A 26,443-nucleotide genomic window follows, 5' to 3' on the forward strand; every position below is an offset into this window, starting at 1 on the left:
CCGGATGCTGACCCGTTCCATTGCCCGCGCTTCTGCGCCAAAACCACCGCTGCTGCTCGCCAGCAATCTGGTATTTAACATTGGCTTTTATGCCGTCGTGCCGTTCCTGGCGATTTTTCTGCGCGACGATTTATTGCTTTCCGGCTGGGCGATCGGGCTGGTGCTGGGTTTGCGGACATTCTCGCAACAGGGCATGTTTTTGCTCGGCGGGGCACTGTCTGACCGCTACGGCGCACGGGTCATCATTCTGCTGGGCTGCGTGGTGCGTATCACCGGTTTTCTGCTGCTCGGGCTTTCCGACACACTGGCACCGGTGATTCTCGGCGCCTGTCTGACCGGCATCGGCGGCGCACTGTTTTCCCCTTCGATCGAAGCGCTGCTGGCACAGGCAGGAACGCACAGCGAGAAAGCCGGAAAACGCAGCCGGGCAGAATGGTTCGCGCTCTCGGCGGTCTGCGCGGAACTGGGTGCGGTGCTGGGGCCATTGCTCGGATCGCTGCTGTCCGGTTACGGTTTTCAGCCGGTGGCGCTGGCCGGCTCCGGTCTGTTTCTGATTGCGCTGGTGGTGTTGTTTTTCACGCTGCCCGCCACGCCGGAACGTGCCGCTGAACTGAAAATTGTGCCGTGGTGGCAGACTTTCCGTCAGCCGCGTTTTGTGGCCTTTATTATTGCCTACAGCGCTTATCTGTTCAGCTACAACCAGTTGTATCTGGCACTGCCGGTGGAGCTGCGCCGTTCGGGCGGCAGCGAGCAGGATCTCGGGCCGCTGTTCGTGCTGGCCTCGGTTCTGGTGATCGTTCTGCAAATGCCGCTGGCGCGTTTTTCCCGCCGGGTAGGCGCGGCGCGGATTTTACCTGCGGGCTTCGGATTGCTGTCTTCCGCGTTTATCGCCGTGGCGCTTTTCGCCTGGACAATACCGCCGGAAGGCTGGCTGCGGCTGCTGCCTTCCGTATTACTGATTACCCTGCTGACTGTCGGCCAGATGCTGATTGTGCCGGTCGGGATGGATCTCATTCCGCGCTTTGCCGGGCAACATAATCTCGGTGCGCATTATGGTGCGCTGTCGTCGATGGGCGGCGCTGCGGTGCTCGCGGGCAATTTCCTGCTCGGCGGCCTGCTCGATAACGCCCTGACACCGTCTCCGGGCGCAGTGATTCCGTGGCTGGCGCTGGCCGCCGTTCCCTTTTTAAGCGCGCTGGCGATGTGGCGAATCTGCCGCCAGTTGCCCCCTCCTGCAATCTGACAAGGAACTTCTGATGTCTCTGTTACGTGTAAGCCCGCTGGCCGGGCTGCTTTCTGCTGCCCTTTTACTGACCGGTTGCTTCAGTGAAGCCGATAAAACCCCCGAAAAAAGCGCGGATCAACGCCTGCGGCTGGCGATGTTACAGCCGCCGCGTTCCGGTCTGACGCCGCTCAGCGACGATGCATTTAAACTCTCACGCTGGAGTACAGCAGAGACGCTGGTGACGCTCGATAAGCTCGGCGAAGCGCAAGCGGCGCTGGCCATCCGCTGGCAGCCAATCGGTAATAACAGCTGGCGTTTCGCGCTGCGTGCCGGTGTGAAATTCCACGACGGCAGCCCGCTTGATGCCGCCACAGTAGTGAATGCACTGACCGTCGCCGCCCATGCCGCGCCGAAACCGCGCATTCTGGATGGCGTGCAACTGACCGCCGTGGCTGACGGCGCACTGGCGGTGATTGTGACCACCGCACTGCCGGATCCGTTGCTGCCGCAGCGTCTGTCCAGCCCGCAACTGGCGATTCTTTCACAAAAAGCCTACAGCGCCAGCGGCGTGGTCGATCCACGCCATACCGGTTCCGGCCCGTTTGAACTGGTGCAGGTGAATGGCACCAGCAGCGCCCGGCTTGAACGTTTCGCCGGTTACTGGGGTAAAAAGGCCAAAGCCAGCGGCATTGATGTCAGTTTCGTGCCGGACGGCACCGCACGCGGCGCGGCATTACGCAGCGGCACGGCGGATATTGTCGAAGCCATTCCCGTGTCTCAGGCCCCGCTGCTCGATCAGAACTTAATCCACGAGGTGCCGATGCCGCGCACCAACACGCTGTATCTCAATACGCGCCTCGGTGTCATGCAGGATCCGGCGCTGCGTGCCGCCGTTCGCGAGGCGATTAACCGTCAGCAACTGGTGGATAATGTCTACGAAAAACGCGCAGATGTGGCGCAGGGTCTGCTCGGCCCGGCACTCCCCTGGGCAGCACAACTGCGCCAGCCGGTGAGCCATCCGGTAGCTGCCCGTAAACCGGCCGGTGAAACCATCACGTTAGCGACATTCAGTGACCGCGCTGAACTGCCGGAGGTGGCGGTGTATCTTGCGCAACAACTGAAGGCCGCCGGTTTTACCGTGAAACAGGTAGTGCGCGAATACTCACAAATCGAATCTGACGCGCTGGCAGGCAAGTTCGATGCCTTTATTTTATCCCGTGCGACGGTGCTGGATTCCGGCGACCCGGTGGCCTATATGTACAGCGATTTTGCCTGCAAAGGGTCGTTTAACATTGCGCAGCTTTGCCGCCCTGACATCGATCAGGCGCTGCAAAAGGCTGCCGTTATTCCGGCTGGCGCTGAACGCCGCCAGGCGATCATGCAGGCTGAAAACCGGATCCTCGCCACGGATGCCGCCATTCCAATGTTGCATGAACGGGTGATTCAGGGCGAAGCAGCGGATATTCGTGATGCAGTGCGCGACCCGCGTGAACGCACATTAATCAATGCCGCAACACAACGTGCGGTTCAGGCCGACTGATGAGTGAATCTCTGTATTGCCGCACCTGCATGGCCGTCAGCCGTGTTCGCATGAGCCAGACCGGCGGCGCGTGGATACCGCTGATTTCGCGCTTGCTGACGCTGGCCGCCATCGTGGTATTGATCGGCCTGTTGCCGTGGCTGTCGGGCAGTGATCCGGCACTGACCTTGCTGCGCGCAAAATCCGGTGAGCAGGAAGCCACGGCAGAAACGCTCAATGCGATCCGCCTTACTCTGGGGTTAGATCAGGGGCCGTGGCATGCACTGACCCACTGGCTGGCCGGTTTGTTGCGGGGTGACGCGGGAATTTCCTGGGTATCCGGCATGCCGGTTTTACCCGGCATGTTGCGGGCCACCGGCGTTTCACTGACGCTGATGGCGGTTTCCGCTGGCGTGGCGTTTCTGATTGCACTGCTGTTATGCGCGGGCACGATGATTCGTGGCTTGCAGGGCGGCACGGCACGCCCGGCCGGTTTTCTGGCCGCACTGCTGACCGCGCTGCCCGAGTTTTTACTGGCGTCGGTGCTGCTGATTACCGGCGCTGTCTGGCTGAAATTTTTCCCGCCTTATGGCTGGTCCGGCTGGTATTACGCTGTGCTGCCTGCGCTGGCGCTGGGCATTCCGGCGGGTGGCTATCTCGGGCGGCTGTATTCCGATGCCCTCAGCGGTGTCTTTAATGAAAGCTGGCTGACCACCTGGAGCGTGCTGGGCATTTCGCGCCGCCATACCGCACTGGCCATCATCCGGCGCGCATTGCCCGGGGTAATGCCGTTAACCGGACTGGTGCTGGTGTCGCTGACCGGCGGTGCAATCGCGGTGGAAAAAGTCTTCGCCATCCCCGGCCTGGGGCGCGCTACGCTGGGCGCGGCGGCAGCGGGAGATTTACCGGCGTTACAAACCGGCGTGCTGATCCTGCTGCTGCTGGCCTCCGCCATCGGCATGCTGACGGGCGGCATGCGGCGGATATTACTGGGCCGTGCGTTGTCATTGGGTGCGGTGCCGGTTCCGCAACCCGATGCCACGCCCGAGAAACAGCGGGCATGGCTGCCGTGGCTTTGTCTGAGCGTTCTGGTCGTTATGGTTCTCGCCGGTTTGCCGCGCGACCCGCTGACATCAGAGTATTTGCGCCTGCAATCCCCCTCTTTCGCTTTGCCGTTTGGCGCTGACGCGATGGGTCGTGACCTTCTCGCCCGCGTGGCGCGTGGCACATTCAGCACCTGTTTGCAGGCACTGAGTGTTTCACTGATTTGCCTGCTCGCAGGCGTGATTACCGGTGCTTTTCCCCGTGCTATGACCGGCCCGATTGAAGTCACTAACGCACTGCCGCCGGTCATTGCCGGGCTGGTGATCGCTGCCATCAATGGCCCAACAGCCACCGGCGCGGCGATTGCCGTCACCGCCGTAAGCTGGGCGCCGCTGGCAGCACATACCGCCGCGCTGGTGGCCGAAATCCGCGCAAGGCCATACATGCAGATGCTTGCGGTCATTGGCGTGGGTGCATTGCGCCGTAATGTATTTTATGTGTTTCCTGCGCTGGCAGGTCCGCTGTTGCGCCACGCCCTGCTGCGTTTACCGGGCATCGCGCTGGCGCTGGCATCATTAGGTTTTCTCGGGCTTGGCGCATCCCCGCCCGCCCCGGAATGGGGACGCGTGCTGGCGGAAGGGATGCCGTATATTGAACGCGCCCCGTGGAGTGTGCTCGCGCCTGCCGGTGCGCTGGCGCTGCTGTCCGTGATGGCGGTGACGATGAGCAGTTTGCGCTGGAAAAAAACCGTCAGGGCTGGCTGAACTGTTACCTGAATCATTATTTTCGCGCCAATCTGACGGTACTGCCGCCCTGATGACCGGCCGGACTCAATTTCGCCTCATGACAATCTCCGGTCAGGCGTGTATTTTTTCGCTGTTCTGTTACGTGCTCAAAATCTTCTTTTTTCAGATGCATCGGGGTGATGGGCATGCCGTAGAAATCACGGGTGGGCCCGGTGATTTTTCCACCCAGCTCGCTGATGATCCTGACCGTGGAATCCCGCGCCTCCATTATCACGTTATCTGTTTCTTCAAGCATCTCCGTCAGGGAAACCCGCGCCAGTTGCCTGCCGATGCCCATCCCGCGATAACAAGGATTAACGGCAAACCTTCCCCAGTGCCATTCGTTATTTTCCTGCCAGCAGGCGACAGTGCCCAGAACATATTCTCCCGAGCGAACTATCCAGCATTTAGTTTTAAGCTCTGCGGGTAACAGAATAAGCGCCTGCGGAATATTCTGTTCCTGCGAAAAAGTCTCCATTAAGAGTTTTTTCACTTCGGGAAGGTAATTACTGCGCATAATTTCAATTTGTATTCTTTGCGGATGACGTGCGGCATTCCGCCGGAAAGTATTTATTCTCAACGCACGTAACCCATTAATTATTTCCTGCGCTTGCTGTAATTCCATTGCATTTTGAACAAATGAAAATTCATTATCCGCCGAAGCATCAGCCGCGGCTAAACACTGCGCACCTGCCGTCGTCAGCTGAAAACTTTTTTGCCGCTTGTCTCTCTCTCCGGTGACCGGTTCAACATAATTTTTTCCGGCCAGCACGTTCAGCGTGCGGCTTAGCGAGGCCTTATCCATGCTCAGTTGCAGGCATAACTCAGCAAAAGACGTCACGCCGTTCTTTGAAAGATAGGTCAGCAGATGCGCCTGCGTAAGAGATAAACCCGAGCGAAAACAGTTTTTATCCAGCAACCCGAGCTCCCTGACAAGGTAACGCAGCTCGGTGCGAATCGAATGAATGGCCGTCATTTTTAACTCTGTTAGTTGATAGTATCAACGAAATTAAACAGCTTCCGCCATTCTGTCAACCCTGAACTACATCCCTCAATCCACTCATACACTACCGTTCAATTCTGAGCCGCTGCGCCGGCACTTATCTGGCATTACGTTAACGAAAATGAATAACCTGAATTAATAAGAAGAAAATGATTATAAAAACCCGGCAATACAAATCACAGCCTTCAGGCATACTTGCCAGAGCCATTACTTTTAATTATTGAACATATATCACTTCTTTTTTGGGGATTTTTAAGTAGACTTGCGCGATCTTTAAATTCAACTTAAGTCAAATTATATTTTCATTCATACCGCCAATGATTTAACACAATGGATTCATTTCATAACCAGTAAACAGGGTGTCGATTAACCGGCCATATGCTGCGTTGTGTCAAAGGGAATTAAAAATGAGCATTCAGGAATATATTCTTGCAGGCAGTAAATTACCGATCCACAACCATTACCAGTTGCGTCTTAAAAGACTGGAATCCCAACAGCCCGGCGTTGATATTTCTGTGCTCAAATTCAGCGGCAGCGAGGCCATCAGCGATATTCTGCGCTATGAGATTGAGTTTACCAGCGCGGTGAAAGACATTCCCGCCCGGCACATCATCAACTATACCGCCCTGTTTCTGATGTACCCCGACGGCAAGCCGTGGGAATCGGTTAAGCCACGCATTATCCCCGGTGTGATCACCCAGTTTCGCCAGTGCAGCACTTCTGCTGATGAAACCCGTTACGTCGCCACGCTGGAGCACCGCGTCACCCGCTTAAATCAGGGCAGCAACAACGCGATTTACCAGAACGACAGCGTGATCAGCATGACCGAAAACACCTTCCTGCGTTACAACATGGACCGGCTGGATTTTCGGTTTGCGCTCAATGACCAGTACCCGCTGAAAAAATTCATGATGCAGTTTGGTGAAAGCGAATACGCCCATATTGCGCGACGCCTGGCTGATAGCGGTATCTCCTACTTCTTCGAATATGACGAAGAGAACAACTGCGACGTGATGGTTCTGGCAGACCATTCATACGCCTGGCCTGAATCCGTTGCCATCCCGTTCCGCAACCCGGCGGGCATGTTTGACGGTGGCCTGGAATCAGTCTGGGACATGTCGGTTAGCCGTAAATCAATCCCGAAATCTGTCACGGTTAACGACGATTACTACCCTGCCGCGCAAAGTGATATGACCGGCACAGCGGAGACCAATCCCGATTATCCGGCGCTGGTCGCCGAAGATTACCGCTGGGGTGAGTACTATCCCGAGCCGGGCAAGGAATTCAGCAACGAGCCCGGACAGGGCATGTGGTACACCAAACGCCGTCAGGAACGTTACCTTAGTGAGCAAGTCACCTTTGAGGGCAAATCTAACTGTATGACGCTGCGTCCGGGGATGGTCATCACCACGCCCGACAAAGACTGGCCGGAAGCGCTGGACGGTCTCCTGATTGTCTCCACGAACTCTAAAAACGTCGCCCGCGATACTGCGTATTTCGTCACCTTCACCGCGGTTCCGCGTAATACTCAGCATCCGTACCGCCCTGCGTTGTTGCCGTGGCCGACCGTCACCGGCACGCTGCCTGCCCGTATCTCCAGCGCGCATCCGGACGAACCTTACGCCCACATCAACGCCGACGGTTTGTACCGCGCCCAGTTTGGTTTCGACCGCACCGAATGGCAGAAAGGCTTTGAGAGCTGCTGGCTACGTCTGGCGAAACCGTATTCCGGTGATACCTGCGGCTTCCATATGCCGCTGCTGGATTCCACCGGCGTGGCGATTGCCTTCGAAAATGGCGACGTTGACCGGCCTTATATCGCCTGTGCGCTGCATGATTCAACGCACCCGGATCATGTGGCGTTACCGAATTATAAGCGGAACGTCATACGCACTCCTTCTGGAAATAAGATTCGACTTGAGGACCAGCGGGGCAAAGAACATATAAAAATCAGCACGGTACATTCAGGTAAGAGCCAGCTCAGTCTGGGACACTTGGTGGACAGTGCCAGAAAGCAACGAGGTGAAGGCGCAGAATTGCGAACTGATGCCTATGTTGCCGTTCGCGGCGGTAAAGGCGTGCTGCTTTCTACCGAGCCGAAGAACAGTGCTCAGGGACAGCAACTGGATATGGATGCCGCCATTGCCCAGCTTGAAAAAGCCCTGGCTCTGGCCAAAACCCTGAAGAGTACCGCCGATATCGCTCAGGCGTCTCCGGCAGAAACCACCGATCAGGAGCTGCTCAAGACAGACCTCACCAAACTCGCTCAGCCAGGTGTCGTCGTCTATGGCGATGCCGGTATTGCGCACACCACGCCGAAAACGATCCAACAAACTGCAGGTAAGAATCTGGTGGCCACCGCTGGCCAGGATGTCAGTTTCAGCGTATTCCGTCGCTTCTCAGTTGCCGCCGGTGAACTGTTCTCCGTATTTGCGAACAAGTTAGGCATCAAGCTCATCGCCGCTGCAGGAAAGGTGCAGCTACAGGCGCAAAAAGACCAGATGGAGCTGACCTCCTTCGAGGACATGCAGATCACCAGTACCAACGGCCGCATAGTGCTTAACGCCAAAAAAGAGCTGCTGCTGATGTGTGGCGGGGCTGGGATCCGCATTAAGGATGGAACGATCGAAGAACTGGCACCGACCCGTATTACCCAAAAATCACCGGTACTGGAGTATCAGGGTGGGGACAGCGTGAAGCAGGCGATGCCAACCTTTAATCAGGGGGACTTTGGTGTGAAGTACAAACTACATATCAATGGTGACCCATCGCATGTTCTCAAGAACCAAAAGTTCCGGGTTCATCGCCAGGATGGCTCTGTCTCTGAGGGTATAACCGATACAAACGGTGAGTCCTCTCTGTTGCAAATGAGCGAACTGGAAAATGTCGCCATTGAGTTGATCAAGGGAGTGAAATGATGGCTGATTCATGCTCTAACATTCGTAATCCAAAGCTTCTTTCAGAAGGTGATATTTGTCGTCCAGTCACATCCGGGAAGGCACTGATACAGGAGTGCGGTGTACAGCCTCCGCTGCCCTGCATTGTTATTTTGGTACATGGGGTCAATGACGTGGGCGAAGCCTACGAAAATCAGGATGTCGGTATTTGCGCCGGACTTAACACGCGCCTTGGCCGCACTGATATGCATCATCATGAGTGGAAACAGTATGATTTTATGATTTCCGACGCAGACGGAAATATCACAACAGAAACCTGTACAGTGCAGGATCAGACATGTGTTGGTGTCGTTAACCGTTCACCAGTGATCCCTTTTTACTGGGGATATAAGCCGGTCGATCATGATGCATTTGTGCAAGACCAGAAACGCTATAAATCCGAGCTGCTAAAAAAGGGTAATGACGCAGACTTACCCTACGATACCTACCGTGAAAACGACCAGAAAAAGTTGAAGGCGCATAACAATGCCAAAATCGACAATCTGAATAACTGGCTGGATCCTTTATCCGCTAAAGGTGGCGGTACGTTTGCGAACGCCACCACCAATATCCCGGATATGTTTGGTCCGGGAGCCGCAGGGCCGATACTGGCCATGATTGGGAAACTGATGTCGCGTACTGAAACGTTCAATTTGAACAATAAGGACTGGAGCCATCCAATCTATCAGAACCCGCACCGCATCTATCAGGCTTATGCAGCACGAAGATTGGCTGATCTGATTATTGATATACGGCAGAACCCAGATACGCAGTTAGATACAATAAATATAGTGGCTCATAGCCAAGGCACTCTAATCACCATGTTGGCCAATATGTGGGTTGAAGCTGAAGGATATCCTACCGCTGATTGTGTAATCCTTAATCACTCCCCTTATGCACTGGAAAATCGCTGGCTGGAAAACTTTATGCCGGGTAACCAGCAAACCAGTGATGCGCGACAAAAGACCTTTGCTCATTTCTGCAAATTGATGGCGAAGAATCCAAATGCACCGCAGGGCAACCTTTCACATGACAGTGCTTATATTCAAAAAATAATGGATACAGGCTGCCTGGCTAAAAAGGCAAAAGAAACTATCTGGGAAAGTGCCCTTTATAACCGCAATAACTTTGGTCGGGTTTATAACTATTTTTGCCCTAATGACCAGGTGGTATCCATGTCACCGATTCAGGGGTTTGGCTGGAGAGGTATTCAGGACAAAATTAAGGCACAGCTGGGCGACAATCTCTATCAACGTGTTTTCTGCAAAGATGTTTGGGTCGGTGACAAAACGGGTTTCCATTACACAATGCCACCACGTCAGGCTGATGATTCTAAAGATACTGGCTATTCCTATACCGACGTCACTATCAACGCGCCGGTACTACCTGAGCCGTTTCAGTTTGTACTAATGGCGCAGGGTAAAGATAACTATAAAGCCAAAATGGCCGGTAACGACCCTGAGATAGCCAAAGCAGCAATGAAAGCGGAGAAATTTATCCCGGAAACGGTTGATGTACCCAATAGCCCGCTCTTTTATGGGATGAGGTCAAACGGGAGCGTTCTAAGTCCGGAACAGCTGGAGGAGCTGAATACCACGTATGCCCCTAAAAAGTTTGTTTCAGGAATAGTGTCTGGACACAGAGACTCATTTCAGCAGCTGATTCTCCAGCGGGAAATGACAAATGATGAGTTAACTGCTGCGGTGCAAATGGATGTTTCCTACAGCCAGCATTCATCGATTGTCGCCAGTGATAAAGCCCCGTCCCATGCAATGGTCTACGACTTAGCGATCGGACAATGTGAGGCATTTGAAAACCAGGAGTTTTGGGAGAGGTTGCTTTTACGTGCTGATTGGCGAAGAGCAGAAAATCCTATTTCTGATGAAAAAAATTATTACCAAAAAGGCCTTCTTCCTTATGAACATATTAAGCAATTCATGAATAAACCAGAGCGAGAAAAAGGTATGCCGCTTGGGGAAGAATTCGGAGTGACTAACGACTATGGTTCCCGCCAGATGGTTAAGCCTGGCAATCATCGTGATATGGAAAATACAACGGTTCAGCTTTTGCAGTGGGATGTGCCCAAACCTCAGGTCTGACAGGGAAGATATATGCAAACGTTTAAAATGGCGGGAATGCTTATTCTGGTAATTAACATCGGAGCATGCCGGGCAGCACCTCAGTCCCCTCCAACGCAAGTTGTCTATCGGTTTGATGATCATCGTTATCTGGAACTGACAGGATTCAACTGTCAGGGGGGATTACGGTATATCGATACTCAACGAGGTATCCAACATCAGATTTATGATGTTTCAGATGGGTACCGGATTTTCACCAAGAAATTTGTTCATCCTTCTGAACGCTATATTGCAATTACCTCATATGAAGGAGGCGGGTTTGCCATTTCAAAAGACTATGGACGTACGTGGGATGGTGCAAGTTTTTCACCTGGAGGGGGGGCTGTAAGATACAAAGACGACCATCCGCAACGTGAGGAAATTGAGTCGTTCACAGTAGTTAACGATCAGGGCTTTATGCTGACTAAAGCTGGTGATATTTACATGAGTTCCAAACCCTTTGATGACCCACGCCTTGAGCCTGGAGGGAGCGGTATTGATTATACCATCACGACAAAACGTGGGCTTGTACAAAATCATCACATTGCACCTGGATACGGTGGAGGGAAATGGGGTGAGAATTACCTTTCATGGAATTCAGTGCAAAGCCCAAAACCATGGTCAATTTTGGCTTATAAAACCAATTTTCAAGGCATACCCAATAAAGTGCCCGAAGTCAAAAATTATACCGGCTGGGATCATATGCGCTGTGACCCAAATTTAGGGCTGACATCAAAATAAAATAGTGCGTTTGCGAAGCGTCTCGCTCACAGCGTGCGAACATTCTGCTATCAGGGAAGGTATAAGTAATGAAAGGTGTCATTCGCCTAGGCGATCCCCATACTCACGGTGGCAAAGTCAGCTCAGCGTCAGGTGCCATCTTTGAGGGTAAACCGGTGATGTTAGCCGGTGATACCGTCAGCTGTTCTCAACATGGCACCGTGCCTGTGAATCAGGGGCATCCGACCTGGAAAATGAACGGCAAAGCTGTGATTGTTGACGGTTGTGTTGCGCAGTGTGGTTGCACTCTCAAAACAACCCTGCCGAACGCCGGAGCACAATGATGAACTGGCATCTTCCGCAGATGGCCCGCAACGCCTTACCCAAACTTCCTGGCTGGTGGTGGTTAGCGGTACCGGCAGCCTGTATTGCACTGGCAGCCATCGCACTGTTTTTCACCTGGCCGGTTCAGCGTGGATTTACCAACCTGCGGTTTTGGTTCTGGCTGTTACTGTTACCGGTGTTGGTTTCCAGCGCAGTGATGGCCTTTGTGCTCAGTGCGGCTTTACAGGTCCGGCGTGAGACTGACTGGCGACATCTGTTTATTGACCGCAAATATGCTCACTGGCAGCACTGGGGACGCCGGTCTCTGCGGCTGGTGGCATTTCACTGCCTGACGCCGGAACCGGATATCGCCAGCCGGGAACTGGGTCTGGAGGGTCAGCCGCCGCAGGCCCCGGCGAAACCGGCAGAAATCATCCCCGTGCAACCTTTGCAACTGGGGGAATCCCCATTGAAAGATATTCTCTCCCAGACGCTCGAACCACTGTCAGAGACGTTGCGTGCGCAGTCTTCTATCGAAATATGGTTGTATGCAAATACGCCGGAAGAACAGGCCAGAAGCGCGGTCGAACAGTACTGGTCTGCCAAATTAAAAAAACGCCTGCCCACTGAGAACATACACTGGCAGAGCATTGCCCCGGACGCTGCTTTGCTGGACAACTGGTGTGATGAAGACATTTCCATCCCGCGTCTAGTGATTGCCCTGCATTTGCTTGACGGCAAAAGCCAGGCCAGTGCCAGCAGCTCCGCCCTGCTCTTCCAGAGGTCTTCCGGCCCGGTGATAAAAGCCCCGCCTTTCCGACCGGTATACCTGTTCCGCCCGCTGGTGACACAGTCGCACGACCTCGATGCAGACTTCCCTCGATTTCTTGCCGCCGGCCAAACCGAGGCCAAACGTCTGAGCCATTTGTGGGATGCCAGGCTGCACAGCCGTGAGCGCGGCACCCTGCTGGCCTTACTGGATGAACACGACGTGATGCTGCCGGCACAGGGGCGTCACGATCTGTCCCTGTTGTTAGGCCCTGCGAGTCCGGCCTCCTTCTGGCTTGCCCTGTGCCTCGCGGCGCAGGGATGCGATTTAGGCCAGCGCGGCCAGCTGGTCGCTGCACAGTCTGAGGAGTCCATCAGCCTGGTTCAGCTCAGCACCCAACCTGCTGCGCCCGTGAACATGCCTGTCGATACGATTTCACGCTATCCGCTGGCCTATCTGGCGGGGATCGTGGCCGTGATGCTGGCACTGATATTACTCCCCGCCGATCGTGATACGCAGATGGGCATGCTGCCCTGGCTGGGTGGCGGACTGGTGGTGGTCGCAGCCTTACTGAGTTTCTCTGTCCCTCTGGCACTGCGCTTATGGCGTAAGTGGCTCGATGTGGAATGGCACCTGCTGGAACAACAACGTCATGACTAAAAGCCTTCACCTGATGCTGGTGGTGATGCTTGCCCTGGCCCTGAGCCTTCTGTGGCTGAACGCCGACGGGGAAACCCTCACCCACGGCGTAGCCTGGTGGGCAACCGGCGTCATCCTGCTGAGCTATTTTCTGCTGGCCCGCTACGCCTTCGCCCTGGAATTGCTCGATTTTAACCGCCCGCCCGAGACACAGGACGACGCGCGCATCACGGCGTTTGATACCCTGCGTTTCACCCTGCGTCACCGCTATGGCTGGCACTGGAAACACAAACAGCCGTGGCTATTGGTCACCGGTGAGGCGGCGGTGGTGGAGAAAATCGCCCCCGGCCTGACGCAGGCGCGCTGGCAGGAAAGCCAGAACGCCGTCCTTATCTGGTGTGGCGAGGCTGACACGCTGGATTTGGCTGCCGTGACGCAGCTGCGCGACATGCGCGGGCGCCGCGCCTTTAACGCCGTGCTGTGGGTCACTGATGTGACGGCTGCGCCGGAATACCTGTGGACTACGCAGCCGGTGCCTAATCAGACCCTGCCGGCCGGCAACAGCGACACCGTCTATCGGCAGTTTATCGCGCTCGGGCACACCCTCAGCTGGCGTCCGCCGGTGTTTGGCGTGTGCCTGAGTGAGCCGCAGTGGGAACAGGACGACCGCCCGGTGCAGAGTATCGGCTGCCACTGGCCGGCGGGCACGCCGGTCTCACTTGATGACCAGCTCAGTCAGCTTGCCGCCTCGCTCATCCCGCAGGGCGTTGCGCAGCTGAGCGAGAACAAACACTGGGCCTGGCTGCTGCAGCTGTCAGGGGATCTGAAACACCACACCGGCGCGTTGCTCAGGCAGCGTTTTCAGCCGTGGCTCGGTGAGCATCAGCGCGTGCTGGCCGGCGGCATCTTCTTTATGCCTGCTGCCCCTGAATCAGCTTCTGTTCAGCAAAGCTCCCACGCCTGCTATTTGTCCCCCGCCTGGAACGGCGTTATCGCGCAAAGCCGGACGCAGCAGGGTCGCCGCGACCACCTGTCCACCGGTGACAAACTGGCCATCGGCACGCTGACGCTGGCGGGGCTGTGGGTACTCGGCATGGGAATATCTGCCTGTGCCAACCGCACGCTTATCGCCGACAGCCAGGCACTGCTGCAGGCGGCCCGCACGCCGGCCCCGATGTCCGACACGCTGACCCGCAGCGTAGCCCTGCAGGACAACATTGACCGCCTGCTGTGGTGGCAGCAAAACGGCTCGCCGTGGCTGCACCGCTTCGGTCTCGATCAGCGCGACGCGGTGATCGAAGCACTGTGGCCCGCCTATACCCGGCAAAGTCAGGCGCTGCTGTTAACGCCTATGGTTAACGCGCTGAAAGACCGGCTGCAGGCGTTTGTGTCCCTGCCGCCAGGCTCTGCCGAACGACGTCTGGCCGGGAAACTGGCCTATCAGCAGCTGAAAGCCTACCTGATGCTGCTGCATCCTGAACACGCCGACCCGGCCTTTATGCAACCGGTGCTGTCTCCTCTGTGGACGGTGCCGGACGGCGTGGCTCCCGGAGAATGGCTGGCCCGTTCAGACAAACTGCTCGGCTTTTATCTGCAGCAACTGCCGCGCCATCTGCAGTGGAAGCTGCCCGCCGATGACCAGTTGGTGGCCAACGTGCGTACCATCCTGCGCAGTCAGAAAGGCATCAGCAACAGCGAAAACGCGCTGTATCAGCAGGTGTTGCTGAGCGTGTCGCCGCACTATGCCGACGTCACGCTCGACAGCCTGCTCGGGGAAACCGCCGGCGGTCAGCTGTTCTCCACCGATGACAACCTGCCGGGCATGTTCACCCGTGAAGCCTGGGAGGGGGAAGTCAGCGACGCGATTGATAAAGCGGCTGCGGCACGCCACGTCACCTCCGACTGGGTGCTGGATGATAAAGGCGAACAACAGCTGCTGACCAAAGACCAGCTGCAGTACCGCCTGACCGAACGCTACTTTGCCGATTACACCAGCGCCTGGCTCAATTTCCTCAACAGCATCCGCTGGAACACCAGCGACTCGCTGAGCACCTCCCTCGATCAGCTGACCCAGCTGGCCGATGCCCGCCAGTCGCCGCTGCTGGCCCTGAGCCGCACCCTACGTTATCAGGGCGCGGCCGGTCAGCACCGCGAAGCGATGGGGGACTCCCTGCTGAAATCGGCACAAAAGCTGGTGTCGAAAACCACGCCGCCCGCCGGATTCGCCGGCGGGCGCAATGACCCGACCCGCGTGCTGAGCGAGACCTTCGCCCCGCTGCTGGCCGTGTTACCGCCGGAAACCCCGGCGGCAGGTGAAACGCCTGCTGCACAGAATACCGCCAGCGTCTCCGTCAGCAACTACCTGCTGCAGGTGTCACAAACGCGATTACAGCTGATGCAGGTGGCCAATGCCTCCGACCCGCAGGCGATGGCACAAAGCCTGGTCAAATCCGCCTTCAGCAACAGCGACACCACGCTGTCGCAGGGCCGTCACTACGCGCAGCTTCTGGCAGCCAGCCTGGGTGGCGAATGGAGCAGCTTTGCCGACGCTGCGTTTGTCCAGCCGCTGGAACAGGCGTGGAACGGCGTGATGACTCCGGCACAGCAGGGGATCAACAGCGCCTGGCAGGTTCAGGTGCAGAACCCGTGGCAGGCGGAATTTACCGGACGCTACCCGTTCGATAACACCAAAAATGACGCCGACTTCACCCAACTGGCTCACTACCTGACGCCGGATACCGGCCTGATTGACCAGTTTATTACCCGGCAACTGGCCGGCGTGCTGGAAAAGCAGGGTGACAGCTGGGTACCTGACCCGCTCAACACCCAGGGAATGAGCATCAACCCGGACTTCCTCAGCGCGGTTAACCAGCTGAGCCAACTCGGCCGCCGCGTCTTCCCGCAGGGTAAACCCGGCGTGACCTTTGAGCTCCAGATCCGCCCGACCCGCAACGTAGTCGAAACTGACCTGCAGATAGACGATGCCACCCTGAAGTACTTTAACCAGCTGCCGGGCTGGCAGACGTTCCGCTGGCCAGACGCCGCAAGCGATCACCCGCAGGTGTCCCTGACGTACTCACCGGTCGCGGCATCAGGGAAAAGCGCCGACGCCTTCCAGAGCTATTTTCAGGCGGACGGCGGCTGGGCCTGGCTGCGTTTACTCGATAAGGCGCAGGTTGAACAGCTCGACAGCAGCCGCTATCGCCTGAGCTGGCAAACCGCCACCAAAGAGACGCTAAACGTGGTGTTACGCACCCAAAGCGGCGGCGGCCCGCTGGAACTGCTTACCCTGCGACGCTTTAAGCTGCCGGCCCAAATATTTACCTCTCCGGACCTGGCCACGGAAAATGCGGAGGACACAACGCGCCATGACGCCCGATAATTTCCAGCGAGTAAGACGCGGCACCGTGCTGTTATTACTGCCCTTACTGATAAGCAGCTGCGGCCTGACGCAGCGCGTGGGAAGCGGCGCCTCTGCGGTCGCAGAGGCCGTGCTCTACCGTAAAATAGACACCCTGCATCTGAAGCTGACCTCCCGCGCCGCGCTCAACAGCAACGAAGGCGGCGAGGCGCTGCCGACGGTGGTTCGCGTTTATCAGCTCAAAGACCGTAAAACCTTTGATACGGCCAGCTACGCCGCCCTGCTCAGGCAGGACAACACCGTGCTGGCCGCTGACCTGCTCGACCGGCAGGTTGTCCAGGTGATGCCGGACGCAGAGGCGACGGTGGCCGTGCCGCTGCATGCCGACGCAAAGTTTGTCGCCGTGGTGGCCCTCTTTATGGCACCGGATGCCACAAACAACACCTGGCGGCTGGTTCTCGAACGTAATGACCTCGATCACAGTAAAGACCGGATCGTTGAGCTCAATGACAACCGGCTGCAGCTCAGGAAAAATCAGTAATGGAAGACGATTTCTTAAAATATTTTGACGGCGAAATGCGCTACCTGAAGGAAGCCGGGCTGGAGTTTGCGAAAGAGTTCCCGGAGCTGGGACGCGCGTTAGGTCTGGACGGCAGTCCGGTACCGCGCGATGACTCCGTCGAACGGCTGTTTCAGGGCTTTTCGCTGATGATGGCCAAGCTGCGTCAGAAGATAGATGACGATATTCCCGAGCTGACTGAGCCTCTGCTCTCGCACCTGCTGCCGGTGATCAACCGCACGCTGCCCTCCACGGCAGTGGTCGAACTGACACCGGTCGCGCCGGAGCTGCATGTGCGCGAAGAGGTGTTGCCCGCTGAAAGCGATCTGTTAACCCAGCCACTGGGCAACGACCGTCAGCGCTGCGTTTATCGCACCACCCGCGACCTGAAAGTCCATCCGTTTGCGCTTGATAACGTCTCGTTATTCACCCTGCAGGAAGGCCAGCAGGCGCTGAAACTGCGCTTCACCCTGCCCGCCCTCACTGAAATCCGCCGCGCCGACTGGCAAAACATCAGCCTGTATCTCAACGGCGACCGCGTGCTGCAGTCAGCGCTGTATCTGGCCCTCAGCCGTCAGGTGAAGCGGGTGAACGTGCGGTTCTGGCAGAAATCGACAGAGCTGATGCCAGTAGACGTGCAGTTTGTGCCACGCTGGCAGGCAGAAAACGACGCCTCAATCTGGCCGGAGAGCGACAGTCCGGCCCTGTGCGGCGAGGTGCGCCCGTGGCTGGAATATTTCACTTCACCGGCGCGTTATTTCTTTATGCAGCTGCGCGGGCTGGAAACCCTGACCTTTCCGCCGGACACCACCTCGTTTGATATCGAGGTGACGCTCAGCGAACGCTGGCCATACGATCTGGCCGTGCCGCCGGACGCCATCCGCATGCACTGCGTGCCGGTGATCAACCTGTTCCGCCTGCTGGCCCAGCCGCTGTCCGTGACCGCCGCAGTCAGTGATTACCGCCTGCGACCGCACCGCCTCAGCGACGGCCACACTGAAATCTATGCGGTCAATGACGTCGCGGAAGTGACCGAAGACAACGCCGAATTCAGCTACGTGCCCTACAGCCAGTTTCGCCAGAAAGGCGGCATGCTCCAGTATAAGAAAAACTGGCCCGACCGTTATTACCACACCCGCATGTACCGGGGTCCTTCCGGACTGAACGAGACCATTTTAATGCTCGGTGGACGCACCCACGAGGCGCAGAACGGCCTGAAAATGCGGCTGAACATGACCTGCACCAACGGTGCCTGGCCGCGCATGGCGTTACAGGAGAGCGTATTCGACGGCGAGACTGCCCCGGGTAATCTTGAGCTGAAGTGTGCGACCCGCACGCGGCCCTCCATGCCGCATTACCCGCCGACCGCTGAACTTTATCAGTGGCAGGTGCTGGCGCTGCTGCATCCGCAGGCCATCGCAGGGCTGATGGAAACCGACACGCTGCGTCACGCACTCAGCCTGCTGGACTGGACGCATGACCCGGACAACGCGCGCCGCATTATGGGTATTACGCACGTAGAGTATACGCCCTCTCATTATCCTGCCGAAGGCTGGCACGGCGTGGCTATCCGCGTAACGCTGGATGAACATCAGTTCTGTGGCCAGGGCGATGCCCTGCTGTTTTGCGAGATCCTGGAGCAGTTCTACACTCAGTACGCCGATATCCGCCGGTTCACACAGCTGACAGTCACGCTCAGTCAGTCCGGGACACAATGGGCATGGCCGGAACGCCGCCTGACGCGGGTGTTGTTCTGATGATGCCAGATGATTTTGATGACGATGTAAAAAAGAAAGAGAACGTCCTGAAGGAATTCTGGCGGGACAAGGACGGGAACGACCGGGCGCACGCCTTTAACTTCTACCGTTTCTGCCAGTTGCTGGAGAAACAGCTCTCGGATAATAAACCGTTAGGCAGCACCTTCTCGCCGAAAAATGACGCGGTGCGTTTTCGTCCGCATCCGGGGATGGGTTTTCCGGTCAGCGAGCTTAAAGCCGTCGAAACGAGCGAAGAACGCCCGGACGCGCCGCCGACGGTGCGCACTACCTTCATGGGGCTGTACGGCGTGGATTCGCCGCTGCCGACCGGCTACATCGATGACATCACCCAGCGACGCGAAGGTCACGAGGCGCTGGAAGCCTTTTTAGACATCTTCAACCACCGGATGATGACGCAGTTTTACCGCATCTGGCGAAAGTACAATTATCCCGCCACCTTTGAGGAAGGCGGGACCGACAAAACGTCGCGCAGCCTGATGGCCCTGACCGGCATCACCGACAGCGGCGACGTGCCCGCCTCGCGATTGCTGGCGTTATTGCAGCCGCTGGTCAGAACTACCCGCACGGCGGAAGGTATCACCAGCGTGATCCGCTCGCAGGCACCCAACACGCAGGTCACCGTAAAACCGCATAAGGTCACGCGGATGCCCGCCGGCAAACGTGCGAGATTCTCTTTTTCAGAGCAACAACGGCTGGGCGATCATCTGGTTCTCGGCAGTGAAACCTCGGATGCCAACTACTGCATTGGCGTGGAGATGTTTACCGAAGACCCAACTGAGGCCAACGGCTGGCTGCCCGGCGGTCAGTTGCGGGAAGACGTCTTTACCCTGCTGCGCGTCTATCTGGGGTGTGACTACGACGCCAGCCTGACGCTGACCATTCCGATGAAGCTCGCACCGCTGCCGCGTCTGGGCGATCGCACTCTGTTCGCGGGTTACAACGTGGTGCTGGGATTGCGGGAAGATAATCTGGATAAAATGCCGGAGCAGGTGACGATGAAACTGGGCAGGATCAGGGATAAGAGGTAAAAGGCCGCTGCATCACTGCCGCTACAGTGGCCTTTTCTCCTTCCTATAACATCACTTTTGCCGCCATTTCCCGGCTGTAGTCACGGCTGGCATCGACTAGCACACGGGTGTAATCATCCCGGATATCGCCGCGCAGCAAGGCATCAGTGTCCAGCGTTTCGAGGATTTTGCCGTATTTCATTACTGCAACACGCTGGCAAAGATGGGCGATAACCCCCAGATCGTGTGTCACCATCAGATACGTCAACCCTTCCTCTTTTTGAAGATCGAACAGCAAATTAAGTATTTCCGCCTGCACGGAAACATCCAGCGCAGACGTGGGTTCATCGAGCAGCAGAACACGCGGTTTAAGGATCAGCGCCCGCGCAATCGCCACACGCTGACGCTGACCGCCGGAAAGCTGGTGCGGATAGCGGCTGCGAAATGCGCGGTTCAGACCCACTTTTTCCAGAATGGTGTTAATCCGCTGCTCCCGCTGGTCGATACGGTGGATTTGCAACGGTTCTTCCAGAATATCGCCAATGGTGTGGCGCGGATGAAGTGAACCATACGGATCCTGAAACACCATCTGTACCAGTCTGCAACGCTCGCGGCCAATGCGGTGCTCAAGCTGCTGGCCGTCGATTTCCAGCTCGCCCTGCCAGTGAGTAAACAATCCCGCCAGACATTTCAGCACCGTCGTTTTACCGGAACCGGATTCGCCCACCAGCCCGAAAATCTCGCCTTCACGCACAGCGATATTGACATCGGTCAGCACCTGCGTGGTCTTCGCGCCCTCACCGAAACTCAGGTTCAGGTTGCGCACGTCTATCATCGTTTTCTGTGGCATACGTGCTCCTTAATCGGTCAGCCAGCTGGCCTGACGCTGCATCACCGGCAGCGGATAACGGCGGTTATCCATGTCCGGCAACGCGTTCAGCAGACCACGGGTGTACGGATGCTGCGCGTTATCCAGATCGGTTGCGGCAATGGATTCGACAATGCGCCCGGCGTACATCACCAGCACGCGGTCGCAAAAACTGCGCACCAGATTGATGTCGTGACTGATAAATATCAGCCCCAGACCGCGGGTTTTCACCAGGTCATCAAGCAGCGCCAGCACCTGCAAACGCACGGACACATCAAGCGCCGAGGTCGGCTCATCGGCAATCACCATTTCCGGGTCAGTGATCAGCATCATCGCGATCATGATGCGCTGCCCCTGTCCGCCGGAAATCTCGTGCGGATACAGGCCGTATACACGTTCAGGTTCGCGGATACGCACCACGTCGAGCATGTTCAGCACTTTGCTTTTGGCATCGTTATAGGAACATTTGTGGTGCGAACGCCACGCCTCAGCAATCTGATCGCCGACGCACAGCACCGGATTCAGCGAATATTTCGGGTCCTGCATAATCATTGAAATCCGCTTACCGCGCACCTGTCGCATCTGCGCCGGGCTGGCGTGCAGCAAATCCACATCGGCGAACTGCATTTTGCTGGCGGTGATACGCGCTTTCGACGGATGCAGATGCAGCAGCGCACGCCCCACGGTGGATTTACCCGATCCGGATTCACCGACTATCGCCAGTTTTTCGCGCCCGAGCTGGAAAGACACGCCGCGTACTGCCTGCGTGACCTGACGGCCATTCACAAAGCTGACGTGCAAATCCTGCACATCGAGTAACGCCGGAGCGTCAGTCATTTCGGGGATCGAGAATGTCACGAAGGCCATCTCCTAAGAAGTTGAACGCCAGGCTGTTAATCAGGATCGCCAGACCGGGAATAGTCGCCACCCACCAGCACTCCATCATGTAAGTACGGCCGCTTGATATCATTGCGCCCCACTCCGGATCCGGCGGCTGGGCGCCAAGCCCGAGGAAACCCAGACCGGCTGCGGTCAGGATAATCCCCGCCATATTCATGGTGATACGGATGATCACCGACGGCAGGCACAGCGGCACAATGTGACGCCACAACACCCGCACCGGACTCGCGCCCTGCAAACGTACCGCTGAGATAAAGTCAGCCTGTCGCAGCGAGAGCGTTTCGGCCCGCGCCAGACGCGCAATCGGCGGCCAGGCGGTGAGCGTAATGGCGATCACCACATGTTCCAGCCCCGGCCCGAGTGCCGCGACAAATGCCAGCGCCAGCACCAGACTCGGAAAAGAGATGAAGATGTCAGTGACGCGCATCAGCACCATGTCGGTTTTCCCGCCGAAATAACCGGCGGTAACGCCAAGCAGCAAACCGAGCGGCCCGACGGTGACCGACACCAGCAACACGATGTACAGCGTGATACGCGAGCCATACACCAGACGGCTGAAGATATCGCGGCCAAACTCGTCAGTGCCGAACCAGTGCGCCGCCGACGGCGGGCTGAGCGCATTGTTTAAATCCTGCACCAGCGGGTGAAACGGTGCGATCCACGGCGCAAAAACCGCCACAATCATCAGCACCAGAACAATCGCGCCACCGATGGCGGTCAGCGGATTACACGCCATCTGCCACAGAAAATGGCCCGCCCGGCCAAACGCCCTTTTCACACGCTGACGTTTTTCGTCGCCCGCGCTGAGCGTGACGGAATCAAGGGAAATCGTCATACTTTTGTCCTCGGATCAAAGACCTGATACAGCAGGTCAGAGAGCAAATTCAGCACCACGAAAATCATACCCACCACCAGCACGCAGCCCATCACCGCATTCATATCGCCCAGCATCAGGCTGCTGGTGAGATACGAACCGAAGCCCGGCCAGGAAAACACCGTTTCGATCAGCACCGCGCCTTCCAGCAGCGAGCCGTATGCCAGCGCCACCACAGTCAGCAACTGAACCAGAATGTTGCGGAACGCGTGATTCCACAGCACATGCCATTCGCTCAGCCCTTTCACGCGGGCGGTGATGATAAATTCCTGCGAAAGCTGCGCCAGCATAAAACTGCGGGTCATGCGGCTGATGTAGGCCAGCGAGTGAAAACCGAGCAGTGACGCGGGTAAAATCAGATGATTAAGCGCGTTGCGAAACACTTCCCCGTTGCCTGCGATCAGTGCGTCGATCAGCATAAAACCGCTGTGGCGGGTAACCTGTCCGTCGAGGCTGAAATCCAGCCGCCCGGCACCGCCGACCCAGCCCAGCCAGGCGTAAAACACCAGTAAGCCCATCATGCCGACCCAGAATATCGGGGTGGAATAGCCAGCCAGGCTGATGATGCGCACCACATAATCCGCGATGCTGTTGCGTTTTGCCGCCGCCAGCACACCGAGCGGAATACCGACGCCCGCACCGAGAATGATCGCCAGCGTCGCCAGTTCCATGGTGGCCGGGAACACGCGCAGAATGTCCTGCGTCACCGGTTTACCGGTCAGCAGCGCATTGCCCAAATCGCCATGCGCCAGCCCGGAAAGGTAAATACCGAACTGCGTCCACAGCGGTTTATCAAAGCCGAGCTGATGGTAAACCTGCTCATAGGTGCTGTGGTCGGCGTCCGGTCCGACAATCGCCAGCACCGGATCCACCGGCATCACGCGGCCGATAAAAAACGTCAGCAGCAGCAGTCCGAACAGCGTGACCGCTACCTGCACCAGACGTTTGCCAATGCGCCCGGCAGGGAATGACATCCGCGCCGTTTGCTTTGAAGCAGGAGCCGGAATTTGCATGGTCATAACCCTTTACCTCCGGTTGGCTGCACGTCAGCAGGTTCATCTTTCCAGACGTCACGCAGGAACGTGGTGGCAGAAGGATGCGGCAGGTAGTTTTTGACGTCCCTGCGCACCACAATGGAATCAACCATTTGCGAGAGCGGCACCAGCGCCGGGATCAGCGCGTCGTAGCGTTGCTGAATGGCGAAATACTCCTGTTTCTGTTTCTCGGGGTCACGCTCAAGCAGCGCCTGATCGATATCCGCATTCAGCTGTTTGTCATAGAAACCGGTGCGCCAGCCCTGAAAATTGGTCAGCCGTGCCGCGTCATTGTTATCCGGGTTGTAAACCAGCGCACGCAGGCTGGAATGCGGATGCGGTTCCACGCCGCTGCCGCCGCGCCCGACCAGCATGTCGAACTTGCGTTCACGCATCGCGCCGTAAATCTGGTTGCCGGTACCGGTAACGATTTTGGCGCGGATCCCCGCCTGCATCAGCGTGGACTGCACCGCAATCGCGATATTGAGGAAAGGCTGATCGGCCAGTACCCGCAGCGTAGTATCAAAACCGTCGGGATAACCGGCTTCCGCCAGCAAAGTTCTGGCACGCGGGATATCCAGCTTATAACCCGGATCCGGCAACGTGGCAGGCATACCGACCTGGATAGGACGCTGATGCACGATGCCATAACCGTCCATCAGCGCCTTGCCGATACCCTGGTAATCAATCAGATAGCGCACCGCTTCGCGTACTTTCGGGTTAGCGAAATGTGGCTCTTTCATGCTCATCGCCACGTAATAAATGGTGCCTTTTTTCACCTGATCGACCTGCATGGCCGGGTCGTGGCTCAGCGCTTTCACATCAGACACCGCCATGTTATTGGCAATATCCAGATCGCCTTTTTCAATCATCAGGCGCAGCGTCTGGGATTCCTGAAAATGACGGAATACCACGCGCGACAGTTTCGGTTCACCGCGCCAGTACTGCGGATTGCGACTCATGTTCAGCACATCTTTCGCCTGCCAGCTGTCGAGACGAAATGGCCCGGAACCGGCTTCGTTGGTGGTGAGCCAGCGGTTACCCCAGTCGCCATTCACTTCATGGGCCTGCACGGTTTTGCTGTCCAGCGCCACCACGCTGCCGAGCGCGGCCAGCGAGTAGATCACCAGTTTCGGATCATTGGGTTTGGGTAACTGAATTTCGACGATACCGGGAGACGGCGAACGCACCATCTCATCGACATTCTTTTTGCTGAATCCGTAGGATTTCCACACCGAGGCCTGTGCCAGATTGAGATGCAGAATGCGGCGCATCGACCACACCACATCGTCAGCAGTCACCGGATTGCCGGAGTGGAATTTCACGCCTTCGCGCAGATGAAACGTGATGAGGTTGCGGGCGTCGTTGACCTCCCACGAGGTCGCCAGTGCGGGGCGCACGTTGGTGAGTTGTTGCGGATCAAGCTCAATCAGCGGGTCATAGAGATTGACCACGATGCCGACAATATCATTGCCGGTCATCGCTGCCGGATCGAGTGTTAACAGGTTATTCATGTTCATGCCGATGATCAGCTGGTCGGGCGGCGTTTTTGCCTGCGCCGTCCAGCCAGCCGTCATCAGCAGGAGCGCGAAAAGCCATGCGCCCCACGGTTTGCCAGAGTTCATGATGTACCTTCCGGGTAGAGTCAGAGGTTTATTATTTTTTCTGCCCGCAGGTCAGTCGCGGCTGACGGTATGGGTTTCTATGTAATCAAAATTAATGTCCTCTCCGAGGCCGGGGCGGTCAGAAAGATGAACAAAGCCGTGTTCATCCATCGGGTCAACAATGCTGTTCAGGTATGCAGCAGGTTCGTCGTATTCCAGGAACGGATGCAGCAGGCCGCGTTCGTACCAGCGACAGTTGCGGATTGCGCCGACCACCGCCAGACTCGCCGCGCCGTTGCCGTGCACTTCGCAGTCCATCCCAAAAGCTTCCGCCAGACTGGCGACTTTCATGCACGGCGAGATGCCGCCGACACCGTTGGCACCGGCGCGTAAAATGTCGCAGGCACCGGCCTTCACCCAGTCCGCACGGCTGTGGTGCTTGCCACCCAGACTTTCCGGCCCGATCACGTCGATAGACAGGTTTTCCGCCAGCCAGGCATAAGAAGCCATGCTCTCTTCTTCCATCGGTTCCTCGAACCAGGCGAAGTTGAGTTTTTCCAGCGCCTTACCGATGGTCAGCGCCTGACTGCGGCTGTACCAGTGATAGCCGTCGAGCATCAGTTCGATATCCGGCCCGACCGCTTCACGCACGGCGGCACAGGCTTTGATGTCCATTTTCGGATCCGGCGCAAATGCCACCGGCGGCATCCAGGTGTGCAGCTTGATAGCCTGATAACCGCGGGCCACCAGTTTTTCGGCAAACTGCCCGAATTCGTCCGGCGTCGACAGCCCGCCCTTCAGTTCGTCGCCACACATGGTGCTGCCGTAAGCCGGGACTTTTTCGCGAAAACCGCCCAGCAGTTTGTGCACCGGCATATTCAGTTTGCGGCCAATAAGATCCCACAATGCCTGCTCGACAAACGACAGTGCCCGCTCGGTCAGCTGATGCGCACTGCCACGTTGCCAGTGAACCAAATCCTGCCAGAGGCGTTCGCGGTCGAACGGGTTCTGGCCTATCAGCACTTTCCTGAAAAATGCGTTCACCACATGCGGACGCACCACTTCAGGCGGTGCGAACGAATACCCGCAATCACCTTCGTCAGTGGTGATCGTTAACATGGCCATTTTCGCCTGACTTTCTTCACCCGGATGAGAATGACCCGCGCTGTCAGAAACGCGACGGGTCGGATAAGTAAAAACAGAGACTTCAACAGAACTTATTTTCACAGCGATACCTGCCATTACTGAGAGAGTTAACGCCCTTCAGAGCGCTTCGTCATTGCGCGTCCATTCAGCAGTGTGAGCACACTCACACTTCTTTAAAACCGCAATCCAACAATAATAAAATAGCGTTTCATTATTGAACTTAGCCAGTTT

Annotated in this window: 19 protein-coding genes; 12 read left to right on the forward strand and 7 right to left on the reverse strand. The window is 56.9% G+C overall.

Features of this window, described 5'->3' with window-relative positions; translation table 11 throughout:
* The first annotated feature begins 4 nt into the window (after positions 1 to 4).
* Genes ABIC79_RS14900 through ABIC79_RS14910 form a run of 3 tightly spaced genes read left to right on the forward strand, consistent with a single transcriptional unit; the run spans position 5 to position 4,552 of the window.
* The gene (locus ABIC79_RS14900) at positions 5 to 1,243 is read left to right on the forward strand and encodes an MDR family MFS transporter (RefSeq protein ID WP_354567636.1); all 1,239 of its coding nucleotides are present in this window, start codon (positions 5 to 7) and stop codon (positions 1,241 to 1,243) included.
* Positions 1,244 to 1,256: 13 nt separating this feature from the next.
* Positions 1,257 to 2,765: an ABC transporter substrate-binding protein gene (locus ABIC79_RS14905; protein WP_121019875.1), complete on the forward strand. Its 1,509-nt coding sequence runs from the start codon at positions 1,257 to 1,259 to the stop codon at positions 2,763 to 2,765.
* On the forward strand, positions 2,765 to 4,552 hold the full coding sequence (locus tag ABIC79_RS14910) for an ABC transporter permease subunit (RefSeq protein ID WP_131637415.1): 1,788 nt from the start codon (positions 2,765 to 2,767) through the stop codon (positions 4,550 to 4,552). The genes ABIC79_RS14905 and ABIC79_RS14910 overlap by 1 nt, the downstream gene beginning before the upstream one ends.
* Positions 4,553 to 4,568: 16 nt before the next feature.
* Here ABIC79_RS14910 and ABIC79_RS14915 read toward each other — a convergent pair whose 3' ends face one another.
* Positions 4,569 to 5,549, reverse strand: a complete 981-nt coding sequence (locus tag ABIC79_RS14915) for a GNAT family N-acetyltransferase (RefSeq protein WP_013578069.1) — start codon at positions 5,547 to 5,549, stop codon at positions 4,569 to 4,571.
* Between the two features lie 434 nt (positions 5,550 to 5,983).
* Between ABIC79_RS14915 and ABIC79_RS14920 the strand changes: the two genes are divergently transcribed.
* The 9 genes from ABIC79_RS14920 to tssG all read left to right on the forward strand — a co-directional run bounded on the left by ABIC79_RS14920 (position 5,984) and on the right by tssG (position 19,807).
* Positions 5,984 to 8,494, forward strand: a complete 2,511-nt coding sequence (locus ABIC79_RS14920) for a DUF2345 domain-containing protein (RefSeq protein ID WP_121019873.1) — start codon at positions 5,984 to 5,986, stop codon at positions 8,492 to 8,494.
* Positions 8,494 to 10,611, forward strand: coding sequence for a T6SS effector phospholipase Tle3 domain-containing protein (locus tag ABIC79_RS14925; RefSeq protein WP_121019981.1), 2,118 nt, complete (start codon positions 8,494 to 8,496; stop codon positions 10,609 to 10,611). The genes ABIC79_RS14920 and ABIC79_RS14925 overlap by 1 nt, the downstream gene beginning before the upstream one ends.
* Positions 10,612 to 10,623: 12 nt before the next feature.
* Entirely contained in the window at positions 10,624 to 11,370 is a 747-nt protein-coding gene (locus tag ABIC79_RS14930) for a T6SS immunity protein Tli3 family protein (RefSeq protein WP_121019872.1), read from the forward strand.
* Positions 11,371 to 11,438: 68 nt separating this feature from the next.
* Positions 11,439 to 11,693, forward strand: coding sequence for a PAAR domain-containing protein (locus tag ABIC79_RS14935; RefSeq protein WP_121019871.1), 255 nt, complete (start codon positions 11,439 to 11,441; stop codon positions 11,691 to 11,693).
* Positions 11,690 to 13,102 (forward strand): KPHS_23130 family T6SS system protein, encoded by a 1,413-nt coding sequence (locus ABIC79_RS14940; protein ID WP_240966973.1) that lies wholly within the window; start codon positions 11,690 to 11,692, stop codon positions 13,100 to 13,102. Before ABIC79_RS14935 ends, ABIC79_RS14940 begins: the two co-directional genes overlap by 4 nt.
* On the forward strand, positions 13,095 to 16,463 hold the full coding sequence (locus ABIC79_RS14945) for an ImcF-related family protein (RefSeq protein ID WP_354567641.1): 3,369 nt from the start codon (positions 13,095 to 13,097) through the stop codon (positions 16,461 to 16,463). Before ABIC79_RS14940 ends, ABIC79_RS14945 begins: the two co-directional genes overlap by 8 nt.
* Entirely contained in the window at positions 16,450 to 16,983 is a 534-nt protein-coding gene (gene tssJ, locus ABIC79_RS14950; protein ID WP_354567643.1) for a type VI secretion system lipoprotein TssJ, read from the forward strand. Before ABIC79_RS14945 ends, tssJ begins: the two co-directional genes overlap by 14 nt.
* Positions 16,983 to 18,758, forward strand: coding sequence for a type VI secretion system baseplate subunit TssF (gene tssF, locus ABIC79_RS14955; RefSeq protein ID WP_121019869.1), 1,776 nt, complete (start codon positions 16,983 to 16,985; stop codon positions 18,756 to 18,758). The genes tssJ and tssF overlap by 1 nt, the downstream gene beginning before the upstream one ends.
* Positions 18,722 to 19,807, forward strand: a complete 1,086-nt coding sequence (gene tssG, locus ABIC79_RS14960) for a type VI secretion system baseplate subunit TssG (RefSeq protein WP_121019980.1) — start codon at positions 18,722 to 18,724, stop codon at positions 19,805 to 19,807. The genes tssF and tssG overlap by 37 nt, the downstream gene beginning before the upstream one ends.
* A gap of 43 nt (positions 19,808 to 19,850) precedes the next feature.
* Here tssG and ABIC79_RS14965 read toward each other — a convergent pair whose 3' ends face one another.
* The 6 genes from ABIC79_RS14965 to ABIC79_RS14990 are packed head-to-tail and all read right to left on the reverse strand — an operon-like array spanning position 19,851 to position 26,293.
* A complete protein-coding gene (locus tag ABIC79_RS14965) occupies positions 19,851 to 20,621 on the reverse strand; it encodes an ABC transporter ATP-binding protein (protein ID WP_134705459.1) in 771 nt (256 codons plus the stop codon).
* 24 nt (positions 20,622 to 20,645) lie between these two features.
* Positions 20,646 to 21,512, reverse strand: coding sequence for an ABC transporter ATP-binding protein (locus ABIC79_RS14970; protein ID WP_112151589.1), 867 nt, complete (start codon positions 21,510 to 21,512; stop codon positions 20,646 to 20,648).
* Positions 21,484 to 22,389 (reverse strand): ABC transporter permease, encoded by a 906-nt coding sequence (locus ABIC79_RS14975; protein ID WP_112151460.1) that lies wholly within the window; start codon positions 22,387 to 22,389, stop codon positions 21,484 to 21,486. Before ABIC79_RS14975 ends, ABIC79_RS14970 begins: the two co-directional genes overlap by 29 nt.
* Complete coding sequence (locus tag ABIC79_RS14980) at positions 22,386 to 23,402, reverse strand: ABC transporter permease (protein ID WP_112151590.1); 1,017 nt, start codon at positions 23,400 to 23,402, stop codon at positions 22,386 to 22,388. Before ABIC79_RS14980 ends, ABIC79_RS14975 begins: the two co-directional genes overlap by 4 nt.
* 41 nt (positions 23,403 to 23,443) lie before the next feature.
* Positions 23,444 to 25,087 carry an ABC transporter substrate-binding protein gene (locus tag ABIC79_RS14985; RefSeq protein WP_370461740.1) on the reverse strand — a complete coding sequence of 548 codons (1,644 nt, stop codon included), beginning with the start codon at positions 25,085 to 25,087 and terminating at the stop codon, positions 23,444 to 23,446.
* A 51-nt stretch (positions 25,088 to 25,138) separates the two neighbouring features.
* Positions 25,139 to 26,293 carry a mandelate racemase family protein gene (locus tag ABIC79_RS14990; protein ID WP_037033211.1) on the reverse strand — a complete coding sequence of 385 codons (1,155 nt, stop codon included), beginning with the start codon at positions 26,291 to 26,293 and terminating at the stop codon, positions 25,139 to 25,141.
* Positions 26,294 to 26,443: the final 150 nt, after the last annotated feature.

It is taken from the genome of Rahnella sp. 2050 (assembly GCF_040544515.1).
In the GTDB taxonomy this organism is placed as follows: domain Bacteria; phylum Pseudomonadota; class Gammaproteobacteria; order Enterobacterales; family Enterobacteriaceae; genus Rahnella; species Rahnella aceris.